The sequence below is a fragment of the Pararobbsia alpina genome (genome assembly GCF_965118125.1).
In the GTDB taxonomy this organism is placed as follows: Bacteria; Pseudomonadota; Gammaproteobacteria; order Burkholderiales; family Burkholderiaceae; genus Pararobbsia; species Pararobbsia alpina_A.
Window position 1 is genome coordinate 210,943 of sequence record NZ_OZ221289.1, and the last position, 18,582, is coordinate 229,524.

At 59.9% G+C, this 18,582-nt stretch carries 16 protein-coding genes and 3 pseudogenes; 5 read left to right on the forward strand and 14 right to left on the reverse strand.

Features of this window, described 5'->3' with window-relative positions; translation table 11 throughout:
* Positions 1 to 91 precede the first annotated feature (91 nt).
* From ACMFWR_RS31705 to ACMFWR_RS31740, 8 genes are all read right to left on the reverse strand, one after another.
* Entirely contained in the window at positions 92 to 1,348 is a 1,257-nt protein-coding gene (locus tag ACMFWR_RS31705; RefSeq protein ID WP_413197742.1) for an MFS transporter, read from the reverse strand.
* Positions 1,345 to 1,674, reverse strand: coding sequence for a hypothetical protein (locus ACMFWR_RS31710; RefSeq protein ID WP_413197743.1), 330 nt, complete (start codon positions 1,672 to 1,674; stop codon positions 1,345 to 1,347). Before ACMFWR_RS31710 ends, ACMFWR_RS31705 begins: the two co-directional genes overlap by 4 nt.
* 2 nt (positions 1,675 to 1,676) lie before the next feature.
* Positions 1,677 to 2,240, reverse strand: coding sequence for a cysteine hydrolase family protein (locus tag ACMFWR_RS31715; RefSeq protein ID WP_413197744.1), 564 nt, complete (start codon positions 2,238 to 2,240; stop codon positions 1,677 to 1,679).
* A 28-nt stretch (positions 2,241 to 2,268) separates the two neighbouring features.
* Complete coding sequence (locus ACMFWR_RS31720; RefSeq protein ID WP_413197745.1) at positions 2,269 to 2,721, reverse strand: MarR family winged helix-turn-helix transcriptional regulator; 453 nt, start codon at positions 2,719 to 2,721, stop codon at positions 2,269 to 2,271.
* Between the two features lie 525 nt (positions 2,722 to 3,246).
* Positions 3,247 to 4,842, reverse strand: coding sequence for an ATP-binding protein (locus ACMFWR_RS31725; RefSeq protein ID WP_413197746.1), 1,596 nt, complete (start codon positions 4,840 to 4,842; stop codon positions 3,247 to 3,249).
* 82 nt (positions 4,843 to 4,924) lie between these two features.
* On the reverse strand, positions 4,925 to 5,278 hold the full coding sequence (locus ACMFWR_RS31730; protein WP_413197747.1) for a response regulator: 354 nt from the start codon (positions 5,276 to 5,278) through the stop codon (positions 4,925 to 4,927).
* Positions 5,279 to 5,347: 69 nt separating this feature from the next.
* Positions 5,348 to 5,740, reverse strand: a complete 393-nt coding sequence (locus ACMFWR_RS31735; protein WP_413197748.1) for a response regulator — start codon at positions 5,738 to 5,740, stop codon at positions 5,348 to 5,350.
* A 16-nt stretch (positions 5,741 to 5,756) separates the two neighbouring features.
* The gene (locus tag ACMFWR_RS31740; RefSeq protein WP_413197749.1) at positions 5,757 to 7,205 is read right to left on the reverse strand and encodes an RAD55 family ATPase; all 1,449 of its coding nucleotides are present in this window, start codon (positions 7,203 to 7,205) and stop codon (positions 5,757 to 5,759) included.
* 219 nt (positions 7,206 to 7,424) lie between these two features.
* On the opposite strand from ACMFWR_RS31740, the gene ACMFWR_RS31745 reads away from it, so the two are divergent.
* From ACMFWR_RS31745 to ACMFWR_RS31755, 3 genes are all read left to right on the forward strand, one after another.
* The gene (locus tag ACMFWR_RS31745; protein WP_413197750.1) at positions 7,425 to 9,767 is read left to right on the forward strand and encodes an ATP-binding protein; all 2,343 of its coding nucleotides are present in this window, start codon (positions 7,425 to 7,427) and stop codon (positions 9,765 to 9,767) included.
* 8 nt (positions 9,768 to 9,775) lie between these two features.
* Positions 9,776 to 10,243 carry a response regulator gene (locus ACMFWR_RS31750; protein WP_413197751.1) on the forward strand — a complete coding sequence of 156 codons (468 nt, stop codon included), beginning with the start codon at positions 9,776 to 9,778 and terminating at the stop codon, positions 10,241 to 10,243.
* 579 nt (positions 10,244 to 10,822) lie between these two features.
* On the forward strand, positions 10,823 to 11,122 hold the full coding sequence (locus ACMFWR_RS31755; RefSeq protein ID WP_413197752.1) for a hypothetical protein: 300 nt from the start codon (positions 10,823 to 10,825) through the stop codon (positions 11,120 to 11,122).
* Between the two features lie 36 nt (positions 11,123 to 11,158).
* On the opposite strand, the gene ACMFWR_RS31760 is transcribed toward ACMFWR_RS31755, so the two are convergent.
* From ACMFWR_RS31760 to chrA, 6 genes and pseudogenes are all read right to left on the reverse strand, one after another.
* Positions 11,159 to 11,971 carry an oxidoreductase gene (locus ACMFWR_RS31760; protein WP_413197766.1) on the reverse strand — a complete coding sequence of 271 codons (813 nt, stop codon included), beginning with the start codon at positions 11,969 to 11,971 and terminating at the stop codon, positions 11,159 to 11,161.
* A gap of 67 nt (positions 11,972 to 12,038) precedes the next feature.
* Positions 12,039 to 12,926: an alpha/beta fold hydrolase gene (locus ACMFWR_RS31765; RefSeq protein ID WP_413197753.1), complete on the reverse strand. Its 888-nt coding sequence runs from the start codon at positions 12,924 to 12,926 to the stop codon at positions 12,039 to 12,041.
* A 55-nt stretch (positions 12,927 to 12,981) separates the two neighbouring features.
* On the reverse strand, positions 12,982 to 13,446 hold the full coding sequence (locus ACMFWR_RS31770) for a TIGR01244 family sulfur transferase (protein WP_413197754.1): 465 nt from the start codon (positions 13,444 to 13,446) through the stop codon (positions 12,982 to 12,984).
* 143 nt (positions 13,447 to 13,589) lie between these two features.
* On the reverse strand, positions 13,590 to 14,516 hold the full coding sequence (locus ACMFWR_RS31775; protein WP_413197767.1) for an MBL fold metallo-hydrolase: 927 nt from the start codon (positions 14,514 to 14,516) through the stop codon (positions 13,590 to 13,592).
* 145 nt (positions 14,517 to 14,661) lie between these two features.
* Positions 14,662 to 15,603: a helix-turn-helix domain-containing protein gene (locus tag ACMFWR_RS31780; RefSeq protein ID WP_413197755.1), complete on the reverse strand. Its 942-nt coding sequence runs from the start codon at positions 15,601 to 15,603 to the stop codon at positions 14,662 to 14,664.
* 325 nt (positions 15,604 to 15,928) lie between these two features.
* A pseudogene (gene chrA, locus ACMFWR_RS31785) lies at positions 15,929 to 17,155 on the reverse strand (chromate efflux transporter).
* 159 nt (positions 17,156 to 17,314) lie between these two features.
* Between chrA and ACMFWR_RS31790 the strand changes: the two are divergent.
* Positions 17,315 to 17,594 (forward strand): annotated as a pseudogene (locus ACMFWR_RS31790) (metal/formaldehyde-sensitive transcriptional repressor).
* A gap of 8 nt (positions 17,595 to 17,602) precedes the next feature.
* Positions 17,603 to 18,510 (forward strand): annotated as a pseudogene (locus ACMFWR_RS31795) (cation diffusion facilitator family transporter).
* Positions 18,511 to 18,582: the final 72 nt, after the last annotated feature.

Here is an 18,582-nt window from a genome sequence, read left to right on the forward strand (position 1 = left end):
AGGAACCATAGCGGAGCGGAGGCTTGTAAGTCCCCGGTGCGGTCTGTTCGTTCGTCGCCTTGCGAGGCCGGAGAGGTCGTGGCGTTCGACATTAGCGCGACTTGTCCCCCTGGTGAAGTTCGTCCCACCGCGGCCGATGACTCTGCCGCGCCATGGTGTAGATGGCCACGATGGCCGCGGCGATGCCCGATGCCGCACCGACGCCGAGTGCCCAGCGTGGACCCACATGATTCGCCACCCAACCCACGATAGGTGCACCGATCGGCGTACCGCCGAGCGCGATGGCCACGCGCAGCGCCATCACCCGTCCCCGCATGGCGGGCTCGGTTGTGAGCTGCATCAGGCTGTTGGTCGCGTTGGTGAAGGTCAAGGCAGCTGCCCCAATGACGACCAACGCAGCGGCGAACAGCCAATAGTTCGGGGCGGTCGCGGCCAGCGTGCAACTGAGTCCAAAAATTGCGGCACCGATCATTAGCGAGATGAACCGTGGCCGATCGCGGCCGGCGGCAAGCAGTGCCCCTGAGACTGTACCGATGGCCATGATCGACGACAGGAGGCCGTAGCCACGTGCATCTGCGCGGAAGACACTGACGGCCATGGTTGAGATGAAGATCGGGAAATTCAGTCCGAACGTACCGATCAGGAACAACATGACCAAGATCGCCTTGAGGTCTGGTCGGGACCATACATAGCGCAATCCCTCGGTCAGACTCCCCTTTGTTCGGTGTGCTCGTGCGTTCGCATGCAGACCGGAGATACGGAGCAGAAACAGGGATGCCAGCACTGCAAGGAAGCTGGCCCCGTTGAGCATAAACGCCCAGCCGGTGCCAACCGCGGAGATGACCACACCGGCAATTGCGGGTCCGATCATTCGCGCCGCGTTGAACGAGGTCGAGTTGAGCGCGACTGCGTTTGGCAGGTCCGCATCGCCGACCAGTTCTGCCACGAAGGTCTGACGCACGGGAGCATCAAAGGCCGAAGCGCAGCCAGACAGAAAAGCGAATACATAGACATGCCAGAGCCGGACGCTACCCGTGACGGTGAGAAGACCCAGTGCCAAGGCAAGAACCCCCATCGTCGCCTGGGTCGCTATCAGGAGCTTGCGCTGGTTGTAATGATCGGCCGCGAAGCCGGTCCAGGGAAGGAGCAGGAGTTGTGGGCCGAACTGGAACGCCATGACCGCGCCCACGGCCGATGCATCGTGACGGGTGAGTTGGGTGAGGACTAGCCAGTCCTGGGCCGTGCGCTGCATCCATGTTCCGATATTCGAAACCAGCGCCCCGGCCGCCCAGATCCGGTAGTTGAAGTTCCTCAGCGAACGGAAGATGCCCGTTGCTGCCGCGCTCACGAATGCTCTCGCGTATCGCCGCCGTGGAAGCGGCCAAATAGCCGCGCGGAAAGTAGCCCGATGGTCAGGATGCCGAGCCCGAATGCGACGGCATCGCTCGTGCGCCTCAGGTCGAGATCGCCGAAGCGAGAAATGAGCACGTAGCCGATCACCAGATTGAGAAAGCCCCAAAGAACGTTCACCGTGGATGAGGACAGACCTTGTCCTGGCGGCTTCGCGAACGGACTCTGGAACGGTTCTCCCATTGAACCGGCCACGAAGTGCGGCACAGCGTTTGTGAAAAAGGCGCCGCCGAAGAAGTAGCAGACAAGATGAAGCCATACCATTTTCAGTCGCTCCTTGTTGACAGTAGGTCGACGACGTCTTGAGCCGTGCCCGTTTCACCCAGCTTCGGAAAAACGTTCTTGATGCTGTAGTCATGCGCCTCGGAACGTGCGTCCGTCATCGCGTCGAGGACCAGGGTGACATTGAAACCGTGCTCATAAGCCTGGCGCGCAGTTGCCTCGACACCCGTGCCGGTGGCGACACCAGTGATGACGACCTGGGTGACGCCCAGCGTCTTTAGCTGGCTTTCGAGACCGGTGTTTGCGAAAGCGCCCCAACTTCGCTTCGTCACGACGATATCGCTGGGCTGCCGATTGAGTTCGGGGATTAAGTCAGTCCAACCCGCCGAGAACGATCCGCTGTGACGCTGCCGCTCGGTACGCCCCGGCGCTACGCCGGCAACGTTGACGAGAACGACCGGCAGGCCGCGTTCGCGAAACGCATCGAGCAGTGCACGCGAACGATCCACAATCTCGTCGATGGGATGAATAAAGGGGGCGCTGACGATGCCTTTTTGCAGGTCAACGATGATAAGGGCGGTATTCGGGTCGAGCGTGGTGAGGGCCATGCCATTTCCTGAAACAGGTGGTGTTGGTTCAGAAGTCGGCGAGGCGCTGCAGTAGCTTCACTGCAGCCGCGAGTTCGCTTTGTTCCTGCGGGGATAGTTGCGCCTGCAGGGCACGGACCAGCCAGTCTTCTTTGGCGGTCCGGCTCTCCTTGAGGGTTTTCCTAAAACCGGGTGTCAGGTCGACGAGGGTTTGCCGACCATCGGTGGGATCGGGTTTGCCGCTGACAGCCTTCATAACTTCTAGTCCAGCCACCGTGATACGCATGGACTGCGGACGGACGCTTTCTGCACGGGCCAACGCAGACACCGTGGCAGGCCCGTCGCGATCCAGGCGGAGAAGCACCGACTTCTGGGCGGACGTGAAGTCGCCCGGATGAGCCTGTTCCCGCACCCGTCGAATCAGTTTGCCTAGTGAAATGCGCAATTCACCGGCTAGCGCTGCCGCCGATGGTGACTTCGATGTAGGTGATGACTTGACCATGCTGAGAACATAACATTAATACAGAGTAACTGTACAGTTCATCTGTATTAATAAATGGACGGTGGGCCAGCGGTGCGACAAAGCAGCTCGCGGTAGGCGACTGCGGCGTTTCTCAGTCGACCAACTGCTGCGACGATCCGATGTCGCGAATCTGACAGACTTTGACTCGGTTAATGACGACGTTCATTTGTCACGGCCGGCCGGCGAACCTGACGAGCATTTCACGTGTCGGCAATCGGGGAAGTGTTCGGCCGCTTAATCCGCATTCGCAGGCGGAGTCGCGGTCGCGGAGGGTGCAATTCCTCGCTTCGGGTACGATGCTTAACGTAAAAAGCAGCTCCGAGGACAGGACCTGGATAGATACTTTCGTGAGATGGATGCCCAAACCTTTGCGGTCAGGTCGGAGAGGGTGTAGCTGATGCGCCAGAAAACCGTGTAGTTTCCAGCCACCTCTGGTGTAACTGGACCGCGGGGCGAAACGCAGTCCCGATAATGCACGAGGGAAGATGGAAGGGACGTGGGCGTCTATGGTTTGAACGACGCGGCGATGGGGATGCACACGGTAAAGGTTGCGCCGCGGTTAGGGCCTTCGCTCGCCGCGTCGATTGTTCCTTGATGAAGCGTCACGATCTGCTTAACCAGCCACAGACCCAGGCCGAGTCCGCCCGAGCGCCCACTCGGGCGATCTGCAAATTGCTGAAACCGGTCGAATACGTGTGGCAATGCCTCTGGTTCAATGCCGCGTCCCGTGTCGTGCACGGTCAGGGTGACTTCGCGATCTGTCGCGATGACCGACACGTCGATACGCCCGGCATCCGTGAATTTGATCGCGTTAGTCAGCAGGTTGGAGATGACCTGCCGCATGCGACTGTCGTCGGCCAGCGTCCGGCACGGCGAAATGTCCGTTGCCTGCAACAAGAGGCCTTTGTGCTCGGCGGCTTTGCGCATGTCCTCGACCACGATGGCAGTGAGAGCGCCGAGATCGACGGGCTGAAGATTGACAGAGAGTTTGCCGCTCGCCACAGCGCCGCTGTCGAGCAGGTCATCGACCATATGAGACAGTTGCCGCCCGTTGCGGCGGATCGCTTCGCTGGCTCGAGCAACGACGGATGGGTCGGCGACAAGATGAAGCAATTCACCCCAAGAGACGATGGCATTGAGCGGCGAGCGTAGCTCATGCGACACCGCGGCGACAAACTCATCCATTGTCCGTGCAAGCGCCTCGCTACGTTCGCGGCTTTTTCGCTCAACGTCGGCTCGCGCGTCGAGCTCGAGCTCGTGTTCCTTGCGTGCGGTAATGTCAAGCGTGAAGCCGATAACGGAGCGCAGGGCGCTGTTTTCGTTGAGGCGCCCCATGCCGCGAATCAGGACCCAGCGATGACCGTTTGCGTTGCTCACCGCGACCTCGAACTCGAAAGGCAGGCCCTCCGACACAGCCTTCGAGCTAGCGGCGATCCGCTCAGCATCGTTTCCGAGCAGCTTTTCGAAGGAACAACCGGACACGTCCTCGATCGCCAGGTCGATGCGGCACCGTTCGCTGCACGCGATTGTGCCTGTCGTCAGATCGAGCTGCCAGGCGCCGACACCGGCGAATTCGAGCACCTGCTCGAACTGTAACCGGTGCTCGTCGACACGTTCATGCGCTTCTTGGGCAAGCAGCGTCTTCAGGCGCGCGTGAGAACGCATCTGAGCGCGTTCGCGGCGCTCGCGTTCGACCTCGAGGATACGCAGGGTGACGTCATCGAAGCGGAGCGCGACCAGCGGCGGCCTGGAATCGGCGGCGGACAAAAGCGACGCCTGGATCTGCCAATATCTCGACGCGTTGCTCCGATCCGGGTCGGGCTGCGCCGACTGCGTGAAGCGGAAGACGGGGACACGCCGCACGCGACCCGCGTACGTATCTTCAACGAGCGCGGTGATCATGTCGCCGCGTTCAGCAAGCGCTTCGATCCGATTGATCTGCTGTGATCCGAACCCGGCGTCGCCGACGCCGAATAGAGCGCGGCACGCCGCGTTGGCCGTTTCGACCTGCAACCGAGCGTTAATAACGAGGTAAGGGTCGGGAAGCCGTTCGAACAGAAGCGCATCGACGGCGATCGCGTCAGATATCGGCGTTCCCATGACCGTTCCGAAGTCCATCAAGTGGCGAAAGCGGCAAAAAAGTCACATCGGGACATACAGTTCGCGCCACGCATAGTCTTCCTTACCGGGTAGTGAGGTTGGCGATCGTCACGAGAAAGGCGTCCATAGACGCCGGCTTTCTCAACACTGCGTTCCATAGCAGGCTGGAGGTTACCGCGACGTGCGCCGAAGTGTGTAACAAAATGGGGACTTTGGCCCACTCGGGGTTGTTGCGTACTAGCCGGCAGAGCTCTGCGCCATCCATGCCCGGCATCATGAGGTCGGTAACGATCAGGTCGGGCAGCTGGGCGGCGAGGATCGTGAGGGCCGCGTTTCCATTGTGCGCCCGATCGACGAGATAGCCGACGTGTTCAAGCGCAAAGCTCCACACCTCAAGCAAATCCGGCTCATCGTCAACTATGAGGACACGCTTCATGACCTGCTCGCGGCCATTGCCGGGGTTAAGGGATTAGAACTCCGCAACCCGCCTATCAGGCGAGTCCGGTCACATGCTGCCGTCTTCTGCCTCGGCAGGGCCTGCGTGCCTCACGTAGCTCGCGACAAGCTGTACGAGCTCCGCCGGCGGATAGGGCTTTTGCAGCATCGCGGAAAACAGATGCCGGTCAGCTTGCGCGATGGCGCCAGGCACTGCACTACACAAGATGATCGGCAGGTGTTTGAATTCGACACTTGCGCGTAGCACCGTCGCAAGCTCCAGTCCCGACTGGACCGGCATCATCAGGTCGGTGATCACTAGCGCAGGACGCACGCGAGCAATGACCTCACGTGCCTCCTTTCCATTGGTCGCAGGATAGACGCAATAGCCCTCGCTTTCGAGCAAAAATGCCAGAAAGTCGGTGACTAGCGATTCATCGTCGACCGTGACGAGGTTAGTCATGCGCGGGGCCCACGCTTTATCGCTTGAGTGCCCCGTCGTCGGTCACCGTACCATCAGTCGGCATCGTCCCGACGATACGCAGGCCTTCGCCGGAGCCGTCGATGGCAACCTCGGCGACGGACGTGTCGAACAGGCTGTCGCGAACCTTCAGGATCGTGATGCTACGGCGCAATGTGCCGCCGACCCGTTCATGCTGCATGCCGATCACGTTGTCGAGCTGGCTCAGGATTTCCGGAGATGGGTTGGAAATCCAGGGGCCCGAGAGTTCCTTGACCTCCCACGTCGAGACTGTAGTCACCCCGGTCGCCCGGAGCTCATTGGTCAACGCGGCAAAAAATTCGACGATGCGGTGCGGCTCGACGGTCGCACGTTCGAAACCCGCGAGGCCGTCGATGAACAGGCGTTGCGCCTTGGTTTCGCGGACCGCATACAGCAAATCGTATGCAAGCTTGTCGAGAAGATTTTCCGTGAGCGGACGCCAGATCACGGTGAGCGCTCTCGACGCAATGAGGCTTTCGAGGTCGATGCCAAGAGCGCGCGCTTTCGCGCCGAGGCGCTCAGGCGTCTCGTAAAATCCGAAGTGCACGCCCGGACTTTGCGGCGTGGCGAGCCGCAGGAAATTGACGCCCCAGGTGGTCTTGCCGCTACCTGCCGGCCCCACCAGCACCGACACCGATGCCTCTGGCAGTCCGCCGCCTATGCGCTCGTCGAGTCCCTTGGTTCCAGTCGTCAGGCGCTTGGCATTTTCCGGAATTCGTTCGCTGGTTGACGGAAATGCAAGCGCCGATTCCAGTCGCGGGTAGATGACGATTCCCCGGCCTGTGATCTCGAATAGATGAAACCCGCCGAGGGCACGGCTCCCACGCGATTTCGCGATACGGATATGGCGCGCCGTGCGCGAGCCGAACACACTTTCTTCAATCTGGATCACGCCGTCGACCATGGTGTGCTCCGGGCTTGACTCGTCGATGCGTGCGCTTGTCAGAAACAGCACGGTACAGCCCGAGAAAGCGGCGTGACCCTGCAATTCGGCGACAAACGTCTTGATGTCGAGGTTGGTCTGCCCACTTTCGCGTGCGTTAAGGAGGCCGTCAAGTACCAGCACGGTCGCCTTGAGGCGCATCAACTCGTTGCGAAGCATCGTGACGAGCGCTTCGAGTCCTTCTTCGCGCAACGTGCGAAACAAACTGACGTAGGTCAGATCTTTGCCGACGCGCGAGGCTTCGAAGAAGTCGAGCGTTGAGAGCGACTGAAACAGCCGGTCATGGGACTCGGCCAGCAACGTGACATACAGTACTTTGGCGCCACGGCTCGCCTGCGCGAACGCAACCTGGTTTGCTAGAATGGTCTTGCCCGCACCCGGGCGCCCCTGCACGATGTATGACGATCCGGCGATCAGTCCGCCGCCGCAGATTTCATCGAGGCCTGGAACGTCGCTGCTCAGCCGCGCTAGCGTCTTATTCATTGCCGAATCCAGAAAAAGGAAGGTGGTGACGGGTGGCCCGGTGCAGCGCTTCGCGACCACGCAAACGCTCGCCTTGCGGCCCCGTTTCTCCCAAGCTCGGCAGTCTACTCGATTCTGTCGCGGAGGCAGTATGAAGACGCGACGGCCGATGGAGCTACCGGTAAAATGTGATTGACCTCAGCTCGAATCGCCCACCTTCTTTAAGGTCGACAATCAAGCATGGCCCATATACAAGCCGACGCGGATTGCGGTCGCGAACCGATACACGTTCCGGGTGGCATCCAGCCGCACGGTTATCTGTTCAGCTTCGACGACGCAGGACACATCGTGCAGGCAAGTGCGAATACCCGTGAGATTTATCGGCACCGCTTGCCGCTCGGTGCCGCGCTCTCGGAAATCATCGGCGACACGCTGGCAAGACAAGTGCTCGAAGCATCTGGCGTAGCCTCCTCCGAGGGTGTCGCCGCCTATCTCGGCACGATAGATATCCCTGCCGCGCCGTGCAATGCGAATTCGGGGCGTTTTGCAATCGTCATGCACCGCTACGGGGGCGTGCAGATCGTTGAACTCGTCCCCGCAATGGGCAATATTGACTCTTTTTCGTCGCTCTACGCTTTAGTGCGGTCGTTTGTTACAGATGTCCAGCGTGCGTCCACCGTGAGGGAACTCTGCGAGATCGCGGCGATGGAAATTCAACGCGTCGCAGGGTTCGGCCGTACCCTCATTTACAACTTCGATGACGAAGGCCATGGCCACGTGATCGCCGAGGCGATCGAGCCGGGCTACGCGTCATACCTCGACCAGCGGTTCCCCGCGAGCGACATTCCTGCTCAGGCACGCGAACTCTACGTCAAGAACCGGATCCGGCTGATTGCCGATGCGAACTACGTCGCCTCGCCGCTCGAACCGACACTTCACCCGCTGACCGGCGAGCCGACGGATCTGACGTTTGCGTCGTTGCGCAGCGTGTCTCCCGTGCATATCGAATATATGAAGAACATGGGTACGCTGTCGTCGATGTCCATGTCGATCGTAGTCGGAGGCAAGCTCTGGGGCCTCATTTCGTGCCATCACGACGCGCCTCGCGTGCCGGCGCTGGAAGTACGGTCCGCGTGCGAGCACGTTGCGCAGGTGTTGTCGCTCCAGATTGAAGCGAAAGAGACACATCAGGGCGCATCGCATCGTTTGCTCTTGCGAGAGCGTCTTTCGAAGCTGCTTGCGCGCATGGCTGAACCGGAAAGCTTCGTCAATGCACTCGTCGAAGGTGAGGCGGACCTCGTCGAACTGACCGGTTCGGCCGGCGCAGTGATCGCCTTCGAAGGCCGGTTGTCTTCGATTGGCGCAGCTCCGGAAATAGCTACAGCGGAGCGGCTGATTCAGTGGCTCGATTCGACGTCGCCGGATGTTTGCGCGACAGACTCGGCTGCGACGGTGTGCCCTGAGGTGGGCCTGCCGCCCGAGTGTGCGGGCTTTCTTGCGTTGTCGGTTTCAAAGGTCTTCCGCAATTACATCATCTGGTTCAGGCCCGAGTTCGTGCGCACGATACGCTGGGCAGGTGATCCCCGCAAAAAGGTGGCAGCCGATGACTCGATGTACTTGTCGCCGCGCAGAAGCTTCGAAGCGTGGACCGACACCGTGCGCAATCGCTCGAAGCCATGGAGCGCGGCTGAAATCGAGATCGCCACTGAATTCCGGACTGCGCTGCTTGATATCATCTTGCGACGCGCGGAGGAGATTGCGCAGCTCGCGCTGGAGCTCGGTCGGGCCAATAAGGAACTCGAGGGCTTCTCGTACTCGGTATCGCACGATTTGCGTGCGCCGCTAAGGCATATCGTCAGCTTCACGACGCTGCTGAGGGAAATTGAGCACGACCGGCTGTCGGAGCGCGGCCGGCAATACGTCGATCGAATTGCCACTGCAGCGCGCTTCGGGGGTAGGCTCGTCGACGATCTGCTTTCTTTCGCACAGATGGGGCGCGCCGCTATCAAGGCAAAACCGTTCGACTTGCGCGCGGTCGTCGATGCGATCATCGCGAACGAGGTCGATTCAGGCGAGGCAGGGCGCATCCGCTGGACCATCGATGCATTGCCGCGCGTGAATGCCGACATGGTCTTTATTCACGTCGCGATGAAGAACCTGATAGAGAATGCGGTGAAGTACACGCGCAAGCGCGACGAGCCGACCATAGAGATCGGTGCGTATCGCGGGGAGGGTGCACTCCATGGCCAGGACGTGATCTTCGTGCGCGATAACGGAGCAGGTTTCGATATGAAATACGCAGACAAACTGTTCGGGGTATTTCAACGCCTTCATCGCAATGACGACTATGAAGGCACCGGCATCGGCCTGGCGAACGTGCGCCGGATTATCGAGCGGCATGGCGGCACTACGTGGGCGGAGGGCGCTATCGAAAGAGGTGCAACGTTTTACTTCTCGCTGCCGCGGCAGTTTCGTCCCGAGGCTGGCGCGAAAGCCGAGACTGCGAGCGCAGCGCTGGCGCGGCTCGCGGCCACGGGCAATCTCACGCCGATCATCGGCGAGCGTAAAGAAGATACACAATGATAGACGCGTTGAAACCTATTCTTGTCGTTGAAGACGATCCCAACGATCTCGAGTTAATTCTGATTTCGCTTGAGCGATGCCGGCTGGCGAATCCCGTCGTCACGGCGCGCGATGGCGTCGAGGCGCTGGATTTTCTGACGCGCCGCGGCGATTGGGCCGGTCGCGCCGACGAACACCCTGCAGTCATCCTCCTCGACAAGAAACTGCCGCGGCTCGACGGACACGATGTGCTTAAGGCGATACGCAAGGACGATGAGTTGCGTTACGTGCCCGTTGTCATGCTGACTTCGTCGAGGCAGGAGTCCGACCTGCTGCGTAGCTACGAACTCGGCGTCAACGCCTACGTGGTCAAGCCGGTCGAGTTCAACGATTTTCTACAGGCGATCAACGACCTCGGTATGTTCTGGGCGGTGCTCAATGAGCCGGTGCCGCGATGGCCGTCGATGAGCGCAAGGCTCGCGACAAAAGGAAAATAGGCACGAGATGGTCCGACGGCCATAACAAGATCGTCGCGGTTAAGCGAGGAGTCAGGGGCGACGGTATCATTGCGCTTGCGCGAGCCAGCGTAGATCACCTCAGGTTTTTAAGTGGTAGATTTGCGTCGCGCGCTGGCCAATGTCACTCACACCAATACGCAATACATCGTTGATATTCTCGCCTCCGGTGCAGAATCCAAAGCTGCTTGCGGGCTCGGCTCGGGCACAGGTTAGACGTTGGTGGCGCGTTCGGAAAAGGACGTCGGATAGCCTCGTGCCGAAGTGCTTGTCAGCTATCGCCGGGGGTGTTGCTTGCGGCACAAGGTCGATCTCTCGCGGCCCGCTGACGACCTCGCTGCCTGACTCGATGAGGTTCACCAGATGACGTTCGGGTCGTTGCCACCACGCGCAACCTGGAACGTGCGCCGTCGCTCGAGGTGCTCGGCGCCCCGGAAGTGACGCTCGAAGCCGCTGATTCTCCACAGCGCGTGCGTGATCTACGCCGCGATGCCGTTGACGCAGTGCTGAAGCTGTTGGGCAACGGTACGGTGACAGGTTCATTGAACATGGTTCGCTGGCATGACCACCTTTTGTCCGGCGGATTTTCTGCGTGGTACCGATGCGATTAGCGGCTTCATGCCCGTGACCCAGAGGCCGAGCGGAATGGATTTCGGCGTCTTCGGCGGTTTCATGTTCGGGCAGCCGCGCTTCCGACGGCCGAAATTCCTTTGCGTCAGAGACCGCGCGGATCAGGGTTTTTACAAAGCTAGGGCAGCACGCGTCTTTCGATTTGACGAAATAGGCGAAGCACGTCGACTGATGGAGAGCGTCAGCGCGAACGGAAAGATTGTCGTGCGTTTAGCGATTGCCTACCACTGAGATTGCCAAGCGTGTGTTTTGAGGGCACGGATGTCGTCAAGCTCGTAGACCGAACGCCCGGCGCAAGCTTTTGTCGACCTGCCCGAACGGCGCAAAGCGACGCAAGACGCTGAGCAGCCTCGCTCGACCGTCAGCCGGTTGTCGCAGACGGTGCGAGCCGCGCACGATCGAGAGAATCTTTTTGGCAACCACGTCGGGAGGCAGGGCCTCTCTGATCTGCTGCCGCACTGCGTTCATGCTATGGCCCAAATCGACAGCGTAGTCCTCGATCACGGCCTGGGTTTGCATCGCATTCGAGTCCAATCCCGTTCGACTGAAGCTGGGCTCAACGAGTACGACTCGTACGCCGAAGGTTCGCACTTCGTGATCGAGCGACTCCGAGAGGCCTTCCAGCGCGTGCTTGCTGCTCGCGTAAAGCCCCATGAATGGAGCAGGCAGGAAGCCTAGTACGGAACTGACGTTGAGGATGAGGCCGCTGCGATTGCTTCGCATGGAGGGCAACGCTGCCCTCATGACACGCAACACTCCCAGGACGTTTACATCGAACAATGGTTTTGCTTCGGCGTCACTGGTGGCTTCGACGGGGCCCATCAGAGAAGTGCCGGCGTTGTTGATCACAATGTCGATTCGGCCGGCTTTCTCAAGCACGCCGTTGACGGCCGATACGACGGATGCATCGTCTTGGACGTCCATTTGTACGAACTCGACACCGTGCACCTTCGTAGCGGTATCAGGCCTCCGAACGCCGCCGAAGACGCGGTAGCCCGCGTTCGCCAAGACTCGTGCAGTCGCGTTGCCGATACCAGACGACGCACCCGTGATCAGCACCACGGAACCTTCTGTTCTCATATTCTCTCCATAGAGCTCACAACGCCTGACGTCCTGCCGATTGGCTGTAGCAAACGGCGAAATGTGCTCAGCGCACTTCAAGCATGATCTGCGCGACTTCGTCGGCGGCATCGATTTGCGGCCAGTGCCCGGCATCTAGCGCGTGCAGCGAAACATTCTTCCCCTGCGATTGAATGTGCTGCGCAACGCTCAAATGAAGGTACGGGTCGGCCTTACCCCAGATGAGATGAACCGGAACGTCGGAGCGCCTGAAGTCGATGATTCGAGCCGTGTTCGCGGCCACCTCTTCATGCAAGTGCGACGTCATCTGCGCAAACGCGGCGGCTGCGCTCGGCTGTTGACGGAAGTTGTTGTCGATCACCGGGCCAAGGAACTCAAAGTAATTCACTTTCTGCGCGTCGGTCAGTCCTTGCTGAAGCAGGTTGCGCTGGAAATCGATCAGCCACGCAAACTGTTGCGGGCTTTGCAGGAAGTGCATCGCCAGCGAGCGCAGTTCCCTGTTTGAAAAAAGTTCGATGAGTTCGGGCACGCGCAGGCCGGGTGAATTGCCATAGAAGGCGTTCATCACGACAACCGCGCATGTACGATCGGGATGCTTGAGCGTGAAGTTGATGGCAGCGGGTCCGCCTGCATCGTGACCGACAGGAATGATCCGCTCGAGCTTGAGTGTCTCGACGACCGCTTCGAGGTCTGCCACTTGCTGCGGGAAACTGTATTGCGCGCCGACTGGCTTGTCGGACCCACCGAAACCAAGGAAGTCGACGGCGACCACGCGCCGCCCGGCCGAAACGAGGCGAGGAATGAGCAGGTCGTAGATGTGCGAGTCGTCGGGAAAGCCGTGCAGCACGACGAAGGCGGGGCCCGCGCCGGAGAAATCGCGCACGTACAAGGATCCGCCGTCACGCTTGACGCGATGCTCGACAAACGACGGTAAGGCAGGATTGGTGATTGCCATGTTCAACTTTTCCTTTTTGATTCAGGGATCGGGTCGTTACGTGCGGGACGCGTCGTTATTCGTGGTCGCCGGGATCTCGTTCGCCACGTGCATGAGCGCCTTCATAAAGCGCTTCGAGTCGGGGCTTCAGTGCGCTCAGGTCGTAGCCTGCCTCGGTAATTCGTTGCAGGAGAACGTCGGGCTCGATCGAGGCACCGACCGATAGCGCCCACAACGTGGCTGCTCGGACGCCCGTGCGGCAATAAGCGATCACAGGGCCTTCCGATGTCTCCAGTGCGGCGGAGAACTTCGCCGCGTCCTCGGCTGTGGCTTTTCCGGGAAGAATGGGAATCGCGGTGAAGCCAAGTCCCGCAGCATGGGCGACATCGCGCATTTCAGCGATTGTCGGCTGCCCCGGCTCCTCGCCATCGGGACGGTTGACGATGACGGAGAGAAAGCCTTGAGCTTTTGCTTGTCCGATATCGGCGATGCTCCGCTGAGGACTGATCGACAGGTTCGCTGCAAGCTGCTTGGGATTCATCGGGAACCTTCTGAAGAGTTGATGCAGGGAGGAGGAGGGCGGGGCGCGGACAAAAGAGGCTTCGTCCTATCGCCCTGGGTTGTTGCCGTACCGCCGGCGCTTTGCGATTCGGCCGGCAATGGACTCAGCACGCATTTCAGCCGTCAGATCGTATCCAACGGAATCCTAAGGTAGCGTCGGCCGTTGTCTTCGACGCACGGCAGCACGCCGGCGCACATATTTACCTGGATAGCCGGAAGGATCAGCTTCGGCACGGCCAGCGTTGCATCGCGCGCCTTACGTGCGGCGACAAACTCGTTTTCGGTCACACCTTCGCGAGCATGGACGTTCGTCATACGCTCGGCGCCGATGGTTGTTTCCCAGACATAGTTGTCGCGTCCCGGCGCCTTGTAGTCATGGCAAAGAAAGAGCCGCGTTTCGTCGGGCAAGCTGAGGAGCCGTCTGATTGATCGATAGAGTTGACCCGCATCGCCACCCGGAAAATCTGCGCGCGCCGTTCCGTAGTCCGGCATGAACAACGTGTCTCCGCAAAACACCGCGTCGCCGATCACATACGCAACGTCCGCTGGCGTGTGGCCCGGAACGTTGAGCACGGTGCACAGAAGGCCTCCAATCGAGAACACCTCGCCGTCGTCGAACAAATGGTCGAACTGTGATCCGTCTCGCTTGAATTCGTGCTCGACGTTAAAGATGTCGCCAAAGATCTTTTGAACAGCGGTGATGGCCCGACCGATGGCGATCTTGCCGCCCAACTTCGCTTGCAGAAAGGGCGCGGCGGTGAGGTGATCCGCGTGCGCGTGTGTTTCGAGCAGCCACTCAACCGTTAGCCCCTCGGACTCGACGTATGCAACGATGGCTTCGGACGACGCCGTCGACGTCCGGCCTGAGGGTGCATCGAAGTCCAACACGGAGTCGATAACGGCCGCTGTCAGTGTGACTGGATCGTGTACGACATAGCTCGCCGTGCATGTCGCCTCGTCGAAGAACGAGCGTACGATCGGTGCGTTGCGCCTACGCGCCCGAGTCTCTGCAATGCTGTCGCAGGCGTGTTCAAGCGGCTGATCCAAGATGCTTCCCCCAAACTCGATGTGCTCGAAGCGTATCGGAACGAGGACGCCGAATATTGGATAAAGCGACGGTCGGATGTACGAAACGCTGCAAACGCCCCAGGTTTCTGACTTGCAGCTTTGGGGACGCTGCGCGTCAACGCATGCGTTATCGCGTGCGATTGTGCTGCCGCCAATCCTTCGGTCTGCAACCGACCAGACGGACAAACACCCGAGAAAAATGACTCTGATCGAAAAAGCCACAGTCGGCGGCGATGGCGGCAAGGCTTGCGTCCGTACCACAGAGTTGTGTTTTCGCACGCTCGATTCGACGCCTTAGCAGCCATTGATGCGGGGAAATCCCGGTTGTCTGTTTGAAGGCTTCGGCGAAGTAGCTCGCGGAAAGATCACACTGGCTTGCGAGATCAACAATGGACGGGTTGCCATTGAGATTGGCCTCGAAGAAATCGACGATGCGTCGCATCTGCCATGGGGCCAGCGCAGGCCGCCGGACAGGTCCGGAGGATGCGCTTGCACCATATCGGGCGATAACATGTTCGAAAAAGGCGATAGCCAGGGCGTCAACGAGTAACGAATTGACCTCGCTGGGCTGTTCAAGAATCGACGCTAATGTCTTCGAGAAATGGAACAGCACGGGATCCCATTCGCCGAAGCCCTCCTGCACGAGCCCATGGATACGCCGCCGACCTTTCTGGTAGACGAATTCGTCAATCGTACGCTGCGAGAGGTAGAGGCGGATGTTGTCGAAAGGCTTATCCAGGCGGCGCGTGGGTCCATCGCGTAGGTCAAGCAGACAACACCAGCCGGGCTTGCCAGCGTCAGCGGAGCGCGAGATTGGCTTGCCGGAGTAGCGAATATCAGGGTCCGGATTTGCAATGAGTGGAACCTGGAAGATAAATGCTTCTTCCGGTTTTACGGCGAGCGAGCGACCTGGTTGAGCGCAAACATTGGTCAACCGCGAAAACATGACGGCGGGCGACTGTGCCGCCACCCCGGCCCGCAGCGTCGGCACGTTCTGTAGGGAGAAGCTCTTCGCGAGAGTCGCCTCGAAAGAAGGCGGCTCATAGCCAATCGGACCCGTCTCGTTCATGCGCATTTCCCGTGATGCTGATCTGTCGGCGTTAAAGCTACAATCACCGTCGTTCCCGCCGTAGTTTCACGGCAAATTGAGTGACGGGAGAGCAGCTTAGCTCAAGTCAATTAATTTTCTATACCGGCACCAGCCTTGGCTCGCGCACGCCAGCTTTCACTCAGTCGAGGCAGCAAGTCGAACTGACAAGAACTGGCGCGTGTCCGCTTTCGAGATGAGCGACGGACATCCATGGCTCAATGCATGTCGACCGAAACATGAACGGTCATAGATACCTGCGCTCAAGCGAAAAGACGAACGGCAGTTTGCCGCAAGATGGTGGCCGTTAGGCTCGCCAAATGCCGACCAGCGCGCAAAGTGCGACGACGGCCAGCGGTGGGACTTTCCACCGCGAGAGCAGGAGAAAACCGATACCTGCGATACCGAAGTCGATACTGGAATGAACTGCGCTCGCCCAAACGGGCGAGTAGAGCGCAGCGGCGAGCAGGCCGACGACAGCGGCGTTGACGCCAGAAAGCGCTGCGGCCATCGAAGGCCGGGCGCGAAGCGTGTGCCAGAAAGGCAATGCGGCAAGCACGAGTAGCAATCCCGGCAGAAATACTCCCGCCGTCGCCAGCAGTGCACCCATCCAACGATTCGGTGCCGAGCTCTTCATCCAGCCAAGCCATGCTGCAAACGTAAAGAGGGGGCCGGGCACGGCCTGCGCGGCACCATAACCGGCCAGAAAATCGCCTGGACTTACCCAGCCCGTTGCGACCGTTTGTCGTTGCAGCAGTGGAAGTACCACATGGCCACCGCCAAATACGAGAGCGCCGGAACGATAGAAAGCGTCGAAAACTGTCAAGGCGCGGTTTGCGTCCAGGCGCGCCAGCATCGGGAGTCCGAAGAGCAGACCAAGGAATAGCGTCAACGCCGCCATCCCCGCGGCGCGGGAAATGCCGAAGCCGCTCACTTCGCTCGTCAGGTCCGGACCAGGCGTCAATCGGTTCGTCCGGCACAGCACGAACCCGAGCGCCGCGCCGAAGACGATCACGATGAGTTGCGCATAGTCACTCGACGTTACGCTGACGATGACGACGGCGAGGACTGCGATGACGACGCGTTTGATGTCGGTGCAGAGGCGGCGCGCCATTTCCCAGACCGCCTGAGCAACGACCGCGACAGCGACAAGTTTCAAGCCGTGAACGAGACCGGTGCCAACGGAACCACCGAGCCGCGAGGCGACGCTCGCAAAGGCTAACAACAACGCCACGGACGGTATCGTAAAGCCGCACCACGCCGCCAACCCACCGAGCCATCATGCGCGTAGCAGCCCGACTGAAAACCCGACCTGGCTACTCGCCGGTCCCGGCAGGAATTGGCAAACTCCAACCAGATCGGTGAAGACCTCTTCACCCAGTCATCCTCGGCGAACGACGAACTCACGCCGAAAATAGCCGATGTGTGCAATCGGTCCGCCAAAGCTTGTCAGGCCCAATTTAAGGAAAACCGCAAACACCTCAACGGCGGCGAGGCGTTGGGACAATCGTGATGAAGTGATACCCGTGCTCATGATGCTCCGGCGCATTGGTAAGCGCCTACTAGGCGCAGTCTTGCTACAGGCTACCGGCGAAGGGTGAACAAGTCACCCGTTTGCGCGCGATTCTATACCCGCGCCCCTACACGGGTTCGGCGCATCGCGATAGCTCCCCTTGGTATATGGAGGCCTCGCTTGAGTCACACAATCTACGAGAAAAAGAAGCGGCTCAACCGCATTCGACGTATCAAGGGGCCGATGCAAGCCATCGAGCGCGCACTTGAGGAAGAGCCCAGCTGTAACGATATGCTGCAGGTGATTACGAGTTGCCGGGGAGCGATTGACGGTTTGCTGGGAAGTCGTACTCGAGGACCACATTCGTGCCTATATGGTCGACGCCAGCGAAGGCGGCGACGACGGCGAAGGCAGCGCTACCGAGCAGTTGATCGACGTGGTTCAAAGCTACTTCACGTAAGAGACATGATGAATGATTTCCAAGACGTCGCCTTCGGTGCGGGGACGACCATATTTTCCAGGGCGCATCTCACGAAGACAATGGGTGCAGGACGTGGATGGAGGTTTCGCTACGCAGTGCAATGTTGGTGGCCGAAATCGTCGGCGGAATGGCAGACTCGGCGACCTCGCGGGTTTTACCAACCAGCGTGCTCGCCATGATCGCGCTGCTGTTCGGCTACGAAGCCGTCTCGCGGTTTTTCTCGCCCGTTCCGATTCATTTGGGTCAGGCCGTACCCATCGCGGAATTTGGTCTGCTGGCCGACCTCGCGAGCGTATGACTGCTGAGCGACGATCCATGCCCACAGTCCCGCCCGCGGACATGGGCACGGTCACGACGTGTTCAAGGCTATCGTATGCTTGGCGGATGGCGAACATCAATTCGAGTTCGAAGAGCATCAGCACGAGCACGAGCACGAGCACGTTTGCGCGGAGCCGGCCGCAAACCGCGACCACAACATCCGCTCGGCGTACAGTCACGTCATCGCGGATGCCGCGGTGTTCGTACCGGCGACTATCGGCGTCGTGCTGGCCCAAGAGTTCGGCGCGGTCTGGATGAACCCACTCGCGGGTGTGATCGACGCCCTGGTGATTGCGAACCGATCGTAGGGCTTGATAGGTGATACGGGCGGCATCCTTCTAGACGTGAACCCGGAGCGTCGCCTGACCGAGAAACTTCGTCACGTGAGCCCGGACAATGGAGACACCGTACTTGACTTGCACCTATGACCAGTCGGTTCCGGGCGCCTGAGTGAGGGGATATCGGTTGTTACACGAGAAGCGCGGCACAGTCCGGCCTTCTATCGCACGGTACTTGGGCGGTTTAAGAGATATCGCATTTGACGGTCGAACTGAATCCGGCGCGCGCGGCCGTGTGAGCGATAGCAGGCAGCTAACAATACATCGAACGATTGTGGCGGCACACTTTTGTGCGTCTGTTTGCCAAGTTG

Bases quoted from the DNA above. Each gene is read 5' to 3' on its own strand.
- ACMFWR_RS31710 (WP_413197743.1), bottom strand. From the start codon at position 1,674: ATGGTATGGCTTCATCTTGTCTGCTACTTCTTCGGCGGCGCCTTTTTC.
- ACMFWR_RS31715 (WP_413197744.1), bottom strand. From the start codon at position 2,240: ATGGCCCTCACCACGCTCGACCCGAATACCGCCCTTATCATCGTTGAC.
- ACMFWR_RS31720 (WP_413197745.1), bottom strand. From the start codon at position 2,721: ATGGTCAAGTCATCACCTACATCGAAGTCACCATCGGCGGCAGCGCTA.
- ACMFWR_RS31725 (WP_413197746.1), bottom strand. From the start codon at position 4,842: ATGGGAACGCCGATATCTGACGCGATCGCCGTCGATGCGCTTCTGTTC.
- ACMFWR_RS31730 (WP_413197747.1), bottom strand. From the start codon at position 5,278: ATGAAGCGTGTCCTCATAGTTGACGATGAGCCGGATTTGCTTGAGGTG.
- ACMFWR_RS31735 (WP_413197748.1), bottom strand. From the start codon at position 5,740: ATGACTAACCTCGTCACGGTCGACGATGAATCGCTAGTCACCGACTTT.
- ACMFWR_RS31740 (WP_413197749.1), bottom strand. From the start codon at position 7,205: ATGAATAAGACGCTAGCGCGGCTGAGCAGCGACGTTCCAGGCCTCGAT.
- ACMFWR_RS31745 (WP_413197750.1), top strand. From the start codon at position 7,425: ATGGCCCATATACAAGCCGACGCGGATTGCGGTCGCGAACCGATACAC.
- ACMFWR_RS31755 (WP_413197752.1), top strand. From the start codon at position 10,823: ATGACCACCTTTTGTCCGGCGGATTTTCTGCGTGGTACCGATGCGATT.
- ACMFWR_RS31760 (WP_413197766.1), bottom strand. From the start codon at position 11,971: ATGAGAACAGAAGGTTCCGTGGTGCTGATCACGGGTGCGTCGTCTGGT.
- ACMFWR_RS31765 (WP_413197753.1), bottom strand. From the start codon at position 12,926: ATGGCAATCACCAATCCTGCCTTACCGTCGTTTGTCGAGCATCGCGTC.
- ACMFWR_RS31770 (WP_413197754.1), bottom strand. From the start codon at position 13,446: ATGAATCCCAAGCAGCTTGCAGCGAACCTGTCGATCAGTCCTCAGCGG.
- ACMFWR_RS31780 (WP_413197755.1), bottom strand. From the start codon at position 15,603: ATGAACGAGACGGGTCCGATTGGCTATGAGCCGCCTTCTTTCGAGGCG.